Annotated in this window: 10 protein-coding genes; 8 read left to right on the forward strand and 2 right to left on the reverse strand. The window is 50.7% G+C overall.

The features are described 5' to 3' along the window. Positions 1-190: 190 nt before the first annotated feature. The 7 genes from AAAV21_RS05500 (at position 191) to AAAV21_RS05530 (ending at position 11,224) form a co-directional block, all read left to right on the forward strand. Positions 191-1,159 (forward strand): ATP-binding protein, encoded by a 969-nt coding sequence (locus tag AAAV21_RS05500; RefSeq protein WP_349108025.1) that lies wholly within the window; start codon positions 191-193, stop codon positions 1,157-1,159. A gap of 40 nt (positions 1,160-1,199) precedes the next feature. Beyond that, positions 1,200-2,279 (forward strand): acyltransferase family protein, encoded by a 1,080-nt coding sequence (locus AAAV21_RS05505; protein ID WP_349108189.1) that lies wholly within the window; start codon positions 1,200-1,202, stop codon positions 2,277-2,279. A gap of 459 nt (positions 2,280-2,738) precedes the next feature. Continuing rightward, the gene (locus AAAV21_RS05510; protein ID WP_349108028.1) at positions 2,739-2,957 is read left to right on the forward strand and encodes a glycosyltransferase family 2 protein; all 219 of its coding nucleotides are present in this window, start codon (positions 2,739-2,741) and stop codon (positions 2,955-2,957) included. A 615-nt stretch (positions 2,958-3,572) separates the two neighbouring features. Further along, a complete protein-coding gene (locus AAAV21_RS05515) occupies positions 3,573-4,694 on the forward strand; it encodes a hypothetical protein (RefSeq protein WP_349108030.1) in 1,122 nt (373 codons plus the stop codon). 59 nt (positions 4,695-4,753) lie between these two features. Beyond that, the gene (locus AAAV21_RS05520) at positions 4,754-6,985 is read left to right on the forward strand and encodes a hypothetical protein (protein ID WP_349108032.1); all 2,232 of its coding nucleotides are present in this window, start codon (positions 4,754-4,756) and stop codon (positions 6,983-6,985) included. A gap of 1,043 nt (positions 6,986-8,028) precedes the next feature. Next, complete coding sequence (locus AAAV21_RS05525) at positions 8,029-8,982, forward strand: hypothetical protein (RefSeq protein WP_349108035.1); 954 nt, start codon at positions 8,029-8,031, stop codon at positions 8,980-8,982. Between the two features lie 100 nt (positions 8,983-9,082). After that, positions 9,083-11,224: a C39 family peptidase gene (locus AAAV21_RS05530; protein WP_349108036.1), complete on the forward strand. Its 2,142-nt coding sequence runs from the start codon at positions 9,083-9,085 to the stop codon at positions 11,222-11,224. A 61-nt stretch (positions 11,225-11,285) separates the two neighbouring features. On the opposite strand, the gene AAAV21_RS05535 is transcribed toward AAAV21_RS05530, so the two are convergent. After that, positions 11,286-12,227 carry a DMT family transporter gene (locus tag AAAV21_RS05535; RefSeq protein ID WP_349108037.1) on the reverse strand — a complete coding sequence of 314 codons (942 nt, stop codon included), beginning with the start codon at positions 12,225-12,227 and terminating at the stop codon, positions 11,286-11,288. Between the two features lie 2 nt (positions 12,228-12,229). Continuing rightward, complete coding sequence (locus AAAV21_RS05540; RefSeq protein WP_349108040.1) at positions 12,230-14,002, reverse strand: phosphotransferase; 1,773 nt, start codon at positions 14,000-14,002, stop codon at positions 12,230-12,232. Between the two features lie 165 nt (positions 14,003-14,167). Between AAAV21_RS05540 and AAAV21_RS05545 the strand changes: the two genes are divergently transcribed. Then, positions 14,168-16,339: an NlpC/P60 family protein gene (locus AAAV21_RS05545; protein WP_349108041.1), complete on the forward strand. Its 2,172-nt coding sequence runs from the start codon at positions 14,168-14,170 to the stop codon at positions 16,337-16,339. The last annotated feature ends 18 nt before the right edge of the window (positions 16,340-16,357 follow it).

Consider the following 16,357-nt stretch of genomic DNA (forward strand, 5'->3'; position numbering starts at 1 on the left):
GGGTATCGGATTCCCACATTCATCCGTACATGTACGGATGAATGTGGGAAGTGTTCGGATGAAGTTGCGAATCAAGGTTTCCGCGATAAGTTTATACTGCCATGTACAAACCGATAAAAACCGATATAACTTACGATATAATTATAAAGCTACGATTAATTGATAATCGATTGGTGCACCTGCGAGGCTCATGCGCATTGCTGGACCGAGGGGCTCCGGAAAAACTGTTTTGCTCTGCGATCTTAGGGATCGTGCGCGAGAGCTTGGATGGAAGACCGCTATTGTTTCTGCTGGCCCTGACCTATTGTTGGACTTGCGGGATCAGGTTGCTGATTCTTCTCTTGAGGCCAATGCTTCGGTCGGCGTAAACGCAGGATTTGTTTCGGCGAAAGTCGATGTTGCACCCAAAGAGTCGAGCCTTAGAAAGTTGTTGAGATCGGCAGCGAAGTCATCCAAGGGTCTTTTTATTGCCATCGATGAAGTTCAGGACGCCCCGATTGATGATATACGAGCTGTTGCGTCTGCGGTTCAGCTTTTGATAGGGGAAAAAGTAGATATCGCACTTGCCTTTGCTGGTTTACCCGCCGGTGTTATGGATCTTATTAACGGCAAGGCGCTTACGTTTTTGCGTCGTGCCCTCCCCGAAGATCTGGCGCCTATCAACCAGGTGGAGGTAGCTCTCTCTATGGGCGATAGTTTTGTCGCGACTGGTTTGACCATAGAGGACGATCTGCTGTCGAGGGCCGCTAAGGCCACTAAGGGCTATGCCTATCTGGTGCAACTGGTCGGTTATTCCATTTGGCAGCGCTCCAACTTGCATCGTGCCAAAAGTGCCATTGTGAGCGAGCGCGACGTCACCGAAGGCATTGCGCTGGCAGAGGCTCGTTTTCACGATGTTGTTCACGAGCCAGCGATTTCCGGACTGGGGCCTAACGATATCAAATACCTTTTGGCGATGTGCGAGGACAAACAACAGTCCAAATCATCTGAGATTGCTAGGCGCATGGGTAAAAAGACCAATGAGGTCAGCTCCATTAGGGCAAAATTGCTACAAAGAGAGGTTATTCAGGCGCCACAGAGAGGCTACGTGCAGTTTGCCGTGCCGGACCTAGATATCTATCTGCGAGAGAATGCCGAGGAGATTCTCGAACGGTTCTAGGTCGAGGTATTATTAGGCTTTGATTTTACTTGGGGGCATTATGGTAAAAATACGAGATTCCCGTATCGAATTACTTCGCATTGTCCTTATGTGGACGGTAATGGCTCATCATTTTGTTGTTCACAACGCTGATTCTGTTTCCGTATTTCCTAGCTCGTTTACTAGGTTTTTCTACAATATCTTTTTCTATCCAATTGGAAGAACTGCGGTCGGCTGCTTTGTTGCCATAACAATCTGGTTTGTTGCGGGGAAAGCTGGATACTCCATTAAACAAGCTGTTAAACAGATAGCTTCAATCGAAGGCACGGTTCTCTTCTATAGTATTGTGCTGGGTTTTTTCTTCATGCTTCGCGGCGATATTCAAGTAAGTCCAACCAATTTGATAGATATTTTTGCACCAACTCTTACTGGTTCTAGTTGGTGGTTTGTAACCGTCTATGCTTGGCTTGTTATTTTTCTGCCCTTTTTAATTCCGGCTTTGCATGTGTTGGACCAGAAACTACATCTTTATCTATCAATCTTTCTGGTCTTCGCCTTTGGATTCCTGCGTTATGTGCCACTCTTTTGGATTCCCATCGACGGGCTACTAGTTGATTTTATTATAATTTGCGTTCTTGTTTGCTATATTCGCTGGTATGTAGATTTGTCAACAGTGGATGTACGGCGCCTGGTTACTTGTTGTATTGCTTCCTTTGTGGGAGTTGCAATATCGTTTTATGGTCAATTCCATTTTGATGGTTTGCTGGGCTCGACCTTTGCGAATTTGTATAACGGTTTTTTCGGATCACCGGCGTCTATTTTTTCGTTAGTTATAGCAATTTCGGTCTTGTTGATCGATTTAAAGATGCCGCATTTTTCCTCCCGTTTCGTTAACGCTGTAGCGAAACTTTGTTTCGCTACTTATCTTATTTCTGACTATGGGCCTATCCAAAGTTGGCTTTGGAGCTCGCTGTTTCCCTTTACGCGTGTCGGCGTTAGACTGGGAATATTGCAGGTGCTTCTGGTTCCAACGGCTGTTTTCGCGATTTGCTTAATGCTGGAAGGTCTCAGAAAACTCTTAGTCGGCTTCTTCATGCGACTTGTCGGTCCTTGCGATTTGTTAAATAAAGCTATGTCGTAGAACCGAGACTTTCGACATTTTCTACTGCATACGTGATTTGCCGACGATCCCTCTACACAGGTGATGGAACAATTGGGATTCTGAACCAGCGTTCTCTGGTTGTAGCGGATTGGTTGATAATCATCTAGGAAAGCGTGTCGTGGGCACGTAAAGCCTGTTGTAGGCATGGTAACGCCCACGGTTGTTGCAACTAAGACGACTATCATCGAGGTTGCTGTAATCTGGCCGGTTGAGTCGAAGGCCGACATGGTAACCGTTGCGAATTATTTGAGATCGGTGATGATGGCTAGTCTGGTATGTCTCTGGTGCTGTTGCTGTCTAGGGCGCTATTAATTGTTGTAGAGGCTCCAGTTCAAATCAATGACTCGAATCGGTTTCCATACCAATAGAATGCGCTGCTGGCATATGACGCATCGATATGGGCATAGAATTGCGTTTATTTAATTTGCAGCCACAAAGATGTCTTTTGCAAAGCGTGAGGGCTATCTTGCCCGTGCTGTGCGTCCGGGCAACTTTAGTGCCGTGACGGGCAACTGTCAGATGGTCCGTCGCGAAGTGTTTGAGCAGGTCGGAGGCTACAATGAGGAATTCGCCGTTGGCTTTACCGACGCGGACTTTTGTCTGCGCGTGTGGGAGGCCGGCTATCGAACCATCTTTACACCCTATGCCGAGCTCTAACACTACGAGTTCACCTCGCGCGGTAGGGAAGAGGCCAACGAGGAAAAGATGTGTCGCTGGAAGCGCGAGCAAGTACTGTTCATGCGGCGCTGGCCTGAGTTCTTCTTGGATGGCGATCCGTGGCTCGGGCCGAACCTATCCACCGAAAGCGAGTACTTCTTGCTTTAGAGCGAAGTAATTCCAAGATCCGGCAAAGTATCCTCAAGAGCTGCAAGAGCGGTGGGGTTCAAGTGCTCCTCGTTGAAGCGGCTCTTGTCATATCGAAAACGTGTGTCAGGTTTTTTCAGGTGACTGTATTAAATTAGTTCGCTTATGTGCTCGGTTTGACTCAGAAGCTATTTAGCGTAACGGTTGAGGTGTGGCGACTCATATTTAAATTGCAGTCACAAAGACACCTTTTATCGATTTCCCGTTGAAATACTGAATTGATAGTTTAAAAATAACTTAAGAGAGCCTTAAATCTCGGAGAAAGGATGTCGTATGAAAAACCTTCGAGAAAGATGGCGCGGACTAACATTGCTGGGAGTTGTTGCATTTGCCGCTGCCTGCATGACGGTTGCCCCGGCGCCCTCATTTGCTGATATTGCTGGCGGTGGCGGAGGCGGTGGACCGATTATGGAATGGTGTTCCGACGGTCGTCCGAAGACCGGACTCGTTCGGTTCGAGGACGGCAACCTGCGCTATTTCGATCCCGAGACTGGCGCCATGGTCACGAACCAGTGGCATAAGGATTACGAAGCCGTCTGGTACTATTTTGGCGCTGACGGGACCGCAGTTTCGGGCTGGCAGTCTATCGGTGGGGACAAGTACTACTTCTACCCCGAAAGCCATGATATGGCATACGGCCGAGTTCAAATTGACGGCAAGAACTACTTCCTGAACTCCCCTGGCGCCAATGCTGATGGCCGTATGCAGCATAGCGGCTGGTTCTATGACTCCATTTACGGTAAGTGGTCCTACGCGACCTTCAGCGGCGAGCTTCTGACCGGTTGGCATAATCTCGGCGGGGCTTGGTACTATTTCAACGAATCTGGGGTCATGCTGACTGGCTGGATCAACGATTCGGGTACCTGGTACTACGCCAATGCCTCCGGTGTGATGGCCACTGGTTGGCTTAACATCGGCGGTGCGTGGTACTACCTCGATGGTTCGGGCGCCATGGTTGCTAACGGCTGGCGCAGCCTGGGCGGCTCCTGGTACTGGTTCGGCGATTCCGGTGCAATGGCCATTGGCTGGTTCTTGGCAGGCGGCTCTTGGTACTATGCGAGTGGTTCGGGAGCCATGGCAACCGGCTGGCTCAGCAATGGCGGCACGTGGTATTGGCTCAGTGGTTCGGGCGCTATGGCCTCTAACTCTTGGGTCAACATTGGCGGAGTCTGGTACTGGTTCGACAATGCCGGTGCCATGGTCACCGGTTGGCTCGAGATCAACGGGGCCTGGTACTACTTTAACGGTTCCGGCGCTATGACCCACGACGCCTGGGTCGGCGACTACTATCTTAAGTCTTCCGGCGCCATGGCTACGAACGCCTGGGTCGGCTCCTATTATGTCGGCGAGGACGGCAAGTGGATTCCAGGTTACGGTTTAGTTTGGTATAAGAACGGAAGCGATGTTTACCATACGCATAAGTGCCGTACCGTTGGCAAGGACGCAAAGGGCTATTCGCAGATCCCTATTCAGGAGGCCCAGAGGCGTGGCGCTTCACGAGAGTGCAAAAACTGCCAGCAAATTGGCTAGCACATTATTGAGTTAGTTTTGATTGAGGCCCCGTTGCCCTGAGGTGACGGGGTCGCTGTGTGATTGGATACCGTGCCGCTATGATGAAATGCTCATTCGGGGAGCTGGTCTTTTCGGGCCTGGTTTCTTTGGGGCTCCTTTTGGGTTCGCCCTCGATGTTATACGCCCTTGATTCGAATAACACTGACGAAGGTCCCGCATCTAACGTTACTATTGCTTCTGTCGAGTCAGGCGTTGATGCTCAGCGCGAATCGACCTTCGCTGTCGAGCAGAACTCTCAGGTGGATAATGAGATCCCTTCTGAGGTCTCGAATCAAATTATTTGGCATCAGGGGTGGATATCACCCGAAGAAGGGGCTGGTTTTTGGCGTTGGGGCTTGTCCGACGGAACAATCGCTGTTTCTTCTTGGAGACATATAAACGGTGTCTGGTACTGGTTTGACGACGAAGGTCGAATGGCTCAGGATGGGTTGGTTCAAGTCGGGGGTGCGACGTATGCCTTCTCCTCTTCGGGCGCAATGCGTGTCGGCTGGTACCTAGATTCTACGGGCTCCACTTCTGCTTGGCGTTATTTCTCCGGTTCTGGCGCCATGGTAAAAGGCTGGCTTTCAGACGGCAGCAACTGGTATTGGCTGGATGATGAGGGCAAGATGGTCCACGATGCGATGCTGCAGATCGGGGGAGCCACGTATGGATTCTCTTCTTCTGGTGCAATGCTTATCGGATGGCATCTTGATGCTTCTGTCTGGCATTATTTTTCCGGCTCTGGCGCTCTGGTAAAGGGCTGGCTCTCGGATGGGGGTCGTTGGTATTGGCTTGATCCTGCAGACGGTTCTATGGTCACCGGGCTGAATGAATGCAATGGCACCTCTTATATCTTTAACAGTTCAGGGGCCATGCTATCCTCCCGGTGGGCACTTATTGACAACAACTGGTATTACGCTGACTCCAACGGCTTACTGCATGGAGGCTGGTTACTTCTAGGGAATTCTTGGTATTACCTGGATCCAGGAAGCCATATTATGCTCACGGGCTTTGTGCAAGTGGGTACATCCTCCTATATCCTTACGAGCTCTGGTGCCATGGCAACGGGCTGGGCACTTGCTGATGGTACTTGGTATTACGCCGCCTCAAGCGGAGCTATTCAACGAGGACGATGGATAAAGTCCGGAAGCGCCTGGTATTACCTTGATGATGTATCCGGCGCAATGCGTACTGGTGAATTTGCGGTAGGAAGCACGCGCTATTTTTCTTATGATTCCGGTGCGATGGCATCTTCGTGCTGGATCAATTTGAGCAACGGTATGGCATGGGCGAATTCGTCTGGAGCACTGAGCGAGCCGTTGCCTACTTCATCTGATGGATCTCCCTTAGTCGCTGATCGTGCCGACTTGTCTTCATTGCCGGGTACAATTCATATTGGAGACGCGGTTTTCTATGCGGACCAAAACGGTGTCGTTAATGTGGCATCTGGTTGGATTATGTCGAATGACGCTTCTGACGAAAACGGCAATACTTGGTACTACGCATCTTCCAATGGTGTCCTTAAGTCTGGTTGGCAATATGTCAACGGTGCGTGGTATTGGATGGACCCTTCCACGTTCAAGATGAAAACTGGATGGCTTAATGACGGCGGTACGTGGTACTGGCTTCAGCCTTCGGGTGCCATGTTTGCTAACGGGTGGCTGAAAATCGATGGCGTTGACTATTACTTCAATGCAAGTGGTGCATGGTTGAATACGTCTGGCTCTGTTTTGGGGGTTAATAGGTCCAGTCTGGTCAATTGGCTTATGAGCCACGAAAACGACGGCTATTACCGTGGAACACGCTACGATACACATCTTAGCCAAGAAACATGCATGTATCCAAAGGGTGATCCTCGCTGGGATGGGTATACCGGTATGAACTGCGGAGGATTTGTATCGCACGCATATATGAAGGCGGGCGGGAATTTAGCTCCCATTGCCGCCGAGCAGAGCCATTCCCCTTGGAGTGGAGGTCCCGGAAGGGGCGGCTGCGTAAACGCTTATCGTTGGTACGGCTACGCTATCGATACGTGTGCGAACGTGACTTATTTCAACTCTATTGATGAGTTGTTACGTAGTGGTTTGGCTCGTAAGGGGGACATTGTGTTCTTCAATCCTTACAACCCATATGCGGACGATAGCCACATTGGTTTTTTCTGGGGCAATTCGCCGAGCGAAAATTTGTTCTGGCATAGTGATGGTTATGGAAATCGCATCTCCGGTTTGACTGCTTTGGGCCCATCGAAAGTAATCTTGATTCGTTAGAATTCCGCGTTGTAGGGGGACTCTCTGGGTCCCCTACCTTTTTGACATCTGGTTTGAAAGCTTATTTGAAGTCGGTATTCTTGGGGAGGTAGGGGGACAATGAGCCTTCGGGTTCAACCTTGCTGGTAAGTTCTTTTTTTCTTTGCAGCATCGCGCCCAACTATTTATCGTCCTAGATGGCGTCTTGTCCAGTTAGATGTTCGGAAGTGTTTCATAGCTATGCTGTAAGCTAGACGCAATCAAGAGCGAATGACGAGGTTTACATGAACAAACATCTTAAGTTGTTTTCGGCATTGTTGGTGCTATTGCTCCTTGCGCCCGTTTCTATGTTTGTATGCCCTGCGGATGCAGAGGCTGCTCAGACTCTGGTTGAGAATTCTTGGCGTTATGAGGGTGGACAATTAGTTTCAGATGATGCTTCTTCCGAAGAAGACGGAATAGCTTTATTGTCTATGGACGCTCTTCCCGATGGGGTTACAGCTCAGGGCATTGACGTCAGCGAGCACCAAGGGCGTATTGATTGGGACGCAGTTAAAGCTTCTGGCATCGATTTCGCTATTCTGCGCGTTGGGTTTGGCGCTCCGTCTTTCGGCGGTCGAGTTGACTATCAATTTAATCGAAATATTTCTGAGTGCGAGCGGCTCGGAATTCCCTACGGCGTCTATATCTATTCATATGCTTTTGATAATCAGCAGGCAGCTGATGAGGCATCAATGGTGATCAATTGCCTTTCTGGGCATAATCCAAGATTGCCGGTGTATTACGATCTTGAGGATAACTCGATAATTGCAAATGGACGTCAAACCGGAATTGCATCGAGGGCGCAGGTTTTTTGTAATAGGATTTCTGTCGCAGGATATGAGCCTGGTATTTATGCAAATTTAAATTGGTTTAACAACATTTTGACTGACTCTGTATTTAAGAGTAGCTCTTGGGATCATTGGATTGCTCAATATAACTCGCAATGTGACTATACCGGCAATTACAGTTTTTGGCAGTATAAGAGCAACGGAAAAGTCCCTGGAATCAACGGCAACGTTGATATGAACTACGCGTATGTTGATGTCTCCCTTTATCATTGGCAACTAATTGACAGCACCTGGTATTATGCAGCCTCCAACGGCAAGTCGTATACTGGATGGTTGTTTCAGAGTGGCACGTGGTACTGGCTCGAGCCCGACGCGGGCGGTGCCATGGCTACCGGCCTTCACGAGTGCAACGGCTCCCTGTACTGGTTTAATTCGTCCGGCGCTATGGCGTCCGGGTGGGTCCTCGACGGCGGGACCTGGTACTACGCGACGGGCTCCGGCGCGCTGGCGCGCGGCCCCGTATCCGTCGGCGGCGTGCCCTACTGCTTCGACGCCCGGACGGGGGCCATGCTGACGGGCTACCAGACGGACGCGCATGGCGTCCGTCGCTACTTCGGCAGCTGCGGTCCCCTTAACGGCTGGGGCCTCGTCGACGGCTCCTGGTACTGGTTCGCTGACGGTATCGCCTCGACCGGCTGGCTTTACACCGGCGGCTCCTGGTGCTGGCTCGACCCCGACGCGGGCGGCGCCATGGTGACGGGCCTTCACGCATGCAACGGCTCAGCGTACTGGTTCGACGCCTCCGGCGCCATGGCGACCGGATGGGTCCTCGACGACGGCACCTGGTACTACGCGACTGGCTCCGGCGCCCTCGCCTCCGGCTGGCTCAGCCTAAGCGGTGCGTGGTACTGGCTCGATCCCTCGACGCACACCATGGCCACTGGGCTCCACGAGTGCAACGGCTCCGCGTACTGGTTCAACGGCTCCGGCGCGATGGCGACCGGATGGGTCCTCGACGGCGGGACCTGGTACTACGCGACGGGCTCCGGCGCCCTCGCCTCCGGCTGGGCCTACGTCGGCGGCGCCTGGTACTGGCTTGACCCCTCGACGCACGCTATGACTACGGGTGTTCAAGAAATCGATGGGGTGAAATACTCTTTTGCTAGTAATGGTGCATGGCTCGGCTAGCAACTCTTCTTTAATTGCTTTTTTCTAATTACATATTGCTCTTAGCTATCCATTTGTAGACTATGTTTATGTAAAAATTGGTTACTACTGGGGGCTGCACATGGCAAGGAAAAAGCGAATAACATTAACCCTAATCATTCTTTCAACTATACTGCTCGCTGGGCCCGGTGTGGTTGATATCGCGAACGCAGAATCCATAAGCTCCTCCATCCCTACTGATTTTGAGCGGCAATCCGTCCCCTCGGCTCTTTCTCCTTCTGATTCAATCGATGATGGTCCTGCTCAAGAATCCGTTAAATGGAATCTGGGTTGGAATTCGTTTGACGGCAACTGGTTCTATGTGGATTCAGTTAATCCGGTCTCGCTGCATTCTTGCTGGCTCTATACCAGTGGGATCTGGTACTGGCTCGACCCCTCGACGCATGCCATGGCCACCGGCCTGAACGAGTGCAACGGCTCCGCGTACTGGTTCGACGCCTCCGGGGCCATGGCGACCGGCTGGGTCCTCGACGGCGGCACCTGGTACTACGCGACCGGCTCCGGTGCCCTCGCCTCCGGCTGGCTCAACCTGGGCGGCACGTGGTACTGGCTCGATTCTACAACGCATGCCATGGCCACCGGCCTGAACGAGTGCAACGGCTCCGCGTACTGGTTCGACGCCTCCGGGGCTATGGCGTCCGGGTGGGTCCTCGACGGCGGGACCTGGTACTACGCGACGGGCTCCGGCGCGCTGGCGCGCGGCCCCGTATCCGTCGGCGGCGTGCCCTACTGCTTCGACGCCCGGACGGGGGCCATGCTGACGGGCTACCAGACGGACGCGCATGGCGTCCGTCGCTACTTCGGCAGCTGCGGTCCCCTTAACGGCTGGGGCCTCGTCGACGGCTCCTGGTACTGGTTCGCTGACGGTATCGCCTCGACCGGCTGGCTTTACACCGGCGGCTCCTGGTGCTGGCTCGACCCCGACGCGGGCGGCGCCATGGTGACGGGCCTTCACGCATGCAACGGCTCAGCGTACTGGTTCGACGCCTCCGGCGCCATGGCGACCGGATGGGTCCTCGACGACGGCACCTGGTACTACGCGACTGGCTCCGGCGCCCTCGCCTCCGGCTGGCTCAGCCTAAGCGGTGCGTGGTACTGGCTCGATCCCTTGACGCATGCCATGGCAACGGGCGTTCAAACTATTGGATCGTGTGAATATATATTTAATAGTTCCGGCAAGATGATGGCTAATTGCTGGTCAAACGGTGATGGGTCTTGGATGTATCATTCTTCGTCCAGCGGTGCAATTGACCTTAAAGGCATCATGACTGATTCGGGAATCCAGCTGATTGACGATGACGGGAATGTTAGAACGGGCTGGATTGAGAGTCAGGGTTCTCGATATTATTGTTCTGCTAATGGGGTAATTCTGACTGGATGGCAGCAAATAGCTGGGTCTTGGTATTACTTTAACTCGGATGGTCGAATGGCGACCGGCTGGCTTAACGATGGCGGTAACTGGTTCTGGCTAGATTCCGCTTCTGGCATAATGAAAACGGGATGGCTTTCCCTTGGGGGCACATGGTATTACCTTGATGCCGCGCGTGGGGGAGTAATGTTGAGCAACGGTTGGCATTGGATCGGCTCTACTGACTACAAGTTCAGTTCATCCGGCGCTATGGTTGGCGCTTGGGCCGATGTGCCGTGCTATTCGCAGTACCCGGAACTTCCTACTGGCTGTGAGTCGGTTGCCCTTACAAACTTGCTTAACTACTATGGTTTCGGTTTAGGTAAGACGATTATTGCGGATTATTACTTGCCCAAGGGAAGCAACGGCAACTTTGTTACCGCCTTTGATGGCAACCCAAGGCGTAGTAGCGGGGGTCTCATGGGATGCGTCGCCCCTGCGATTACTATTGCTGGTAATAACTTTCTGCGTGCTGCTGGAAGTGGCAAGCAAGCAAAAGACGTCTCTTTCTCGTCAATTTCTTCCATTAAGAACAGACTGACCTGTGGTCAACCTGTTGAGATGTGGAATACCGAGTGGGGAAGTTGGCCAGGAGGCCGCTATGCTGCGCGTTGGTATAACGGGCACTCCTATGGCCTGTGGGGCGGTAATCATGCCGTAGTCCTTAAAGGCTATGATGACGAGCAGGGAATTGTCTATCTTTCGGATTCGATTAACGGCAATGTTACGCGAAATGCCCAGGTGTTCTTCGGCACGTGGCAACAGATGGATAGCCAGGCCGTGGTAATTGAATAGCCATGATGCTAAAAGGGGAGAGCTCGGCGAGTTCTCCCCTTTTGCTACATTGTTAATCTGGCTACGCCGTCTTCTTACGTCCAAATAGTTCGTCCCAGTTACTGGCTGCCAAAACTGTTCCGCATACAATTACAACGCAGCAGATTACGGATGCCATGTCGGGAATTGTTCCAAGCAAGATCAGGCCAAAGACCACCGACCATGCCGAATAGGAGATATTCAGGGCCATCGCACGCGCTGCTCCGATTGCCGCAATGCCCTTGTAATAGAACAGATAGGATGCAGTTCCTGCGAGCCCGGCGAGTGCAATAATCAATGTGGGCATGCTCGGGATAGCGCTCAGCGTGAAATGCCACGCTCCGAAGAGGGGAAGTACAAGCACTCCATAAACAAGCGCACTTGTAGTTTCGCGGATTTGCAAAGCCGTTTCGTCATCAACGGCATCATCTTTCATTCCCCACGCGCACAGCACCGCTTCGGATCCCCATCCGATAACAGCAAGCAACGCGCCGAGTAAGCCGAGGGGGGCATTTGCAATCTCGCTCGATCCGGCCGATAGATAGCCCATCGTCATTACGCCGCAAAGAGCAACGAGAAGGGAAAGAATCTGTCCTTTGCCCATTTTCTCCTTCAGCAGCACGAAAGAAAGGAATGCTCCGACAGCGGGATAGAAGGCGGAGATAATTGCCGTGTAGGCTGCTCCGATATTATTAATCGCCAATACGTATCCGGTCATTCCGATAGGTCCACCGAGTAGTGCGCCGGCGATGACGACCTTGCCCGAACGAGTTTTAAGTGCAGCGAGCGTGTCTTTTAATCTGCCTCGAACTCCCATGTACCCAAAGAGCCAGATCGCACAGAAGGCATCATGGAGAAAAGATCCCGCAATGGAGGCGCATGCAAGCGCTTCCGCCGATCCAATATAGGGCGCAAGCGCCAAGCCGATTCCAAGAATCACTGTATCAAGGCCCCAAAGAAGACCGCTAAAAAAGCCGAATTGCATCGTTATTCACCTTTCCGATAGATCTCCAGTGCCTTTTTAAGGTATTTGGCACCGTAATTGAAGTAGATATAGAGCCACTCGCCCACGAAGTCACCTTCGGCTTCTTTCAGAAGAGACCAGAGGTACCAGCACCATCCTGCAAGGGCAATGTGCGCATAGTTATGTGCAACTTCGTTGTTTGTTGCCTTGCGCCCAAAATATGCATCAAGCGCGCGGTCGACTTCATCTTCGGAAAGCTCGCAGCAGACACTGCACGTTCCAAAATCGTTTGCGTAATCGCTCATGCCAGCATATTCCCAGTCAATGAGATAGTACTTGTCGTTCTCATCGATAAGGAAATTGAGGTAAAAGAAGTCATTGTGGCAAAGGCATTTTGGTGCATTATCGGCCTGTACAAAGTGCTCCAATTCATCGATTTCGGCGGACATTTCCCTGTAGCCTGGAATGTCGATGGGACCTTTTTCCAGAAGAAGTGATTCGTAGCGCTTCGCTTCGAGGTAGAAGTCAAATTCGGTTTCAACATTTGCACCACTCTCGTGAAGCGAACGACACATCTGCATCATTCGATTCATTTGGGCAGCATCATGCGGATCAGGCTGCTTTGCGTTGGGTACAAACTTCGAAATTTTCCAACCACGCTTTGGGTCCTCATGAATGAACGTGTCGTCAAGGCCGAGTTCCTTGGCCTTTTTAAGTGCGGCTACTTCTCCATTTCTGTTAATAAGCAGTTCGGTCCCGACTCCCGGATGGCGGTAAACGTACTCTCCGTCATTGGTTCTAAAGTGGCACGATAGATTCGTAAGACCTTGTTTAAGTGGATAAACGTCGTGAATCTCTGATTTGGAGCAGCCGAGCACTTGCTCGATGTTATCGAAAATATCGGAGTCAACGTTTTCGATAAAATGCGGATCAAAGGCACGCAGTTCATCAAGAGAATCGAATTCGTTGATCTCGCCCTCAGGATACTTCTTGATAACCATATCGAGCTCCTTGATGTGCTCGATATATAGATCTTCCCAAAGCTTGTCCGTTGTTTCGGGCTTGTTATATTCCGTTTCGAGAATCTGCTTGAATGCAAGCGAGAAGGCTTTATCAAAGTAGACATGTCCGAGCATATACCAAGCATCGGAACCGCCAATCGTAACATTGGTGATTCTGTCCATTGCTCCGGTTTGAATGCACCATTCTTTGGTGGCGCCTTCAGCATATTGAGCAGAATAAAATGCTTTCCAAACGTATGCTTCAAACGGATTGTTTAGAAGGTAATCATCGCTTGAGCAAATATAGGTGTTGCCAAGCCGCTCTTTTACGCACATAAGCGATGCGTGGTTATTTTTGGATGCATATTCGTTGTTGACGACAATCGAGACGCCGAACTTGCTTTCGAGATAGAAGAAATATTCTTTTTTATAGCCGACAACGACGGTGATATTGCTGATACCTGCGTCTTGCAGCTGCCTAATCTGACGTTCGATGAGAATCTCACCACGTACCTTTAAAAGGCCTTTGGGCTTTTCATACGAAATGGGAGCAAAGCGGCTCGAAAGCCCCGCAGCCAATATCACTGCGTTTTCAACCTTATAGGGGTGAAGTGCTTCGTAACCGCTGTCGGTTAGGCTGTCCGATTCGAGAAGGCCCTCATTCGTAAGCTCTTTATTTGCTGCGTTTACCGATCCAAGTGAGAGGCCAGTGCGCTCGGCAACTTCTCGCTGGCTGGCATATGGGTTCTTTAGGTATTCGTACAGAACAGTAAAGTTACGCTTGGTCAGTTCCACTGCAGGCCTCCAATTAAGATGTTCATTGCTAAGGGAAATGATAGAATGATTGAACGCTATGTTCAATTTAATTTATTTATCTACATAGACTGAACAGACAGTAACGAAAATCAATCCTGGAATGTGGATTAAAATAAATAAGTGAGATATCTGGGAGGGTTGCTTATGTATCAATTCGAAAAGAAGGCCACGCTTGTTTGTGCTGCCGCGTCATTAATCACTGCTTGCTGCTTGCCCTTGAGTGCGAATGTCGCGTTTGCACAGGATTCCGTTGAGGCTCAGAGTATTGAGTCAAAAGCGGTTTTTTCTTCTGTGGTTTCCGATGATTTGCAACCTGATATTTCTTCCGTCATAAAAGATGGCTGGCAACGGGATGAGTCGTCTGGAGTTTGGTATTACGGAAAAAACGGTAAGCACCTAACTGGCTGGCTGCAAAGTGGGGGCTATTGGTATTGGCTTGATCCAGCCAATGACGGTGCAATGCAGACAGGTTATTTCAATGTGACCGATGTTGGCGGATCGACTGCTTCGTTTTATGCGAATGACGGTAATGCCGCAACGCCTTTTGGCGCGCTATATCAAAACTGCTGGCTACGCAACTCAGATGGAAAATGGTTTTATGCCAATGCTGGAGGCGATTTAGCTGCTGGTTGGTTTTACCAAAATGGCACATGGTATTACCTGGATCCTGCCACCCATGTAATGCAGGTTGGTTTTGTCGACCTCGGGAGCGGGAAATACTACTTAGATGCCTCTGGTGCTATGAAAACCGGCTGGATTCTCGTTGACGGGAATTGGTACTGGGCTTATTCATCGGGTGCCCTTGCTTCGTCATGGCAGACGATAGGTGGGGCTCGCTATTATTTTGACTCACAGACGTTCATCATGTTCAAGGGTCGTCAAAAGATTGATGGAAGAACCTACATTTTTGGTGACTATGGCCTCGCAAATGGATGGTACAAAGACGGAGCAGATTGGTATTATTGCTCTAACGGTATTGCGGCCACTGGCTGGAAATTTGTTAACGACACTTGGTATTATCTCGACCCAGCTTCCGACGGCAAAATGTTCGTTGGGTATTTAGACCTTGGCAATGCAACTTATTATTTAAAGTCTAACGGGGCTATGGCTGTTGGTTGGGCTCAGGTCGAGGACGGCTGGTATTTCGCCTCCCAATCTGGTGCACTTATTTCTGGCTGGTATAAAGAGGGCACGAGCCGGTATTACCTGGACCCTGTTAGCCATCTCATGAAAACGGGCTTATTTGAAGTGGGCGGCAACGATTGTTTTGCAAACCAGAGCGGTAGGCTTGTGGTTTCAAGCTGGGTTACCGTTAATGACGGCGTTCAAAGATACGCTGATGATAATGGATATCTTTGCAAGGATGTGATTCGCGAAAACGGCACTATCCTAAAAACCGCTGGAGCTGATGGTTGGCAGGTTGCGTCCGGCTGGGTTAATGTCGCAAATCTAAGGTTTTACGCTGAGCCCGGAACGGGTGTCATTCATCTTGGATGGCTGCAGATTGACGGCGATTGGTATTGGTTTGATGCCGATTCTGGCGTGATGAAGACCGGATGGGTTTTTACTGGTGGTGCATGGTATTACCTAAACGCTGACGGAAAAATGGCAACTGGTTGGAAATGCCTGAATGGAACATGGTATTACCTTGAGTCCAATGGAAGCATGCATGTTGGCTGGCTTAAAGATTCGGGTAAGTGGTATTGGTTAGACGGCAGCGGCGCTATGGCAACTGGTGCAAGAACCATCGATGGCGTTCGCCGAATTTTCTGGAGCGATGGTCAGTGCGACAAAGTTGGCTGGCAAAATCCTCCCCAGTATCCTCAGGTCAGCTCTTGGACTGTTCAGCTGCCTAGCTATTGCACCGGATACTTTACCTATGTGACCCCTTCTCGCATCTCTGTCGAAGCAACACGGGAAGATTGCGTGAATGCCTTTATTCAGCGTGCCTATGAGTATATCGGTACGCAATATATTGAGCCTTGGTCTACCGCTCCCGGCGGAGCTGTTGATTGCTCTGGTTTTGTCTTGCAGTGCCTTTATGCTACTGGCATGGATATGGGTGTTTACAACCCTTATAACCATCGCTGGGATCCAAGCCAAACCTACAATTCCATGAATTGGTATCGAAGCAATATCTTTATGCCCGTGAGTACGAGCTCGATCCAGCGCGGCGATGTTATTTATTACCGCGGTCATATTGCAATTGCACTTGGTAACGGAATGATGATCGATTCCTGGCCTCATCAGGGTGTCGGAATTCATCCTATTGGTGTACGCGGAAACGTAATCGGTGCTGCTCGTCCTTTTATTTAATTATTAAGGGTGCCAAGC

Origin of the sequence: Collinsella sp. CLA-AA-H302, from assembly GCF_040093305.1 — a bacterium.
In the GTDB taxonomy this organism is placed as follows: Bacteria; Actinomycetota; Coriobacteriia; order Coriobacteriales; family Coriobacteriaceae; genus Collinsella.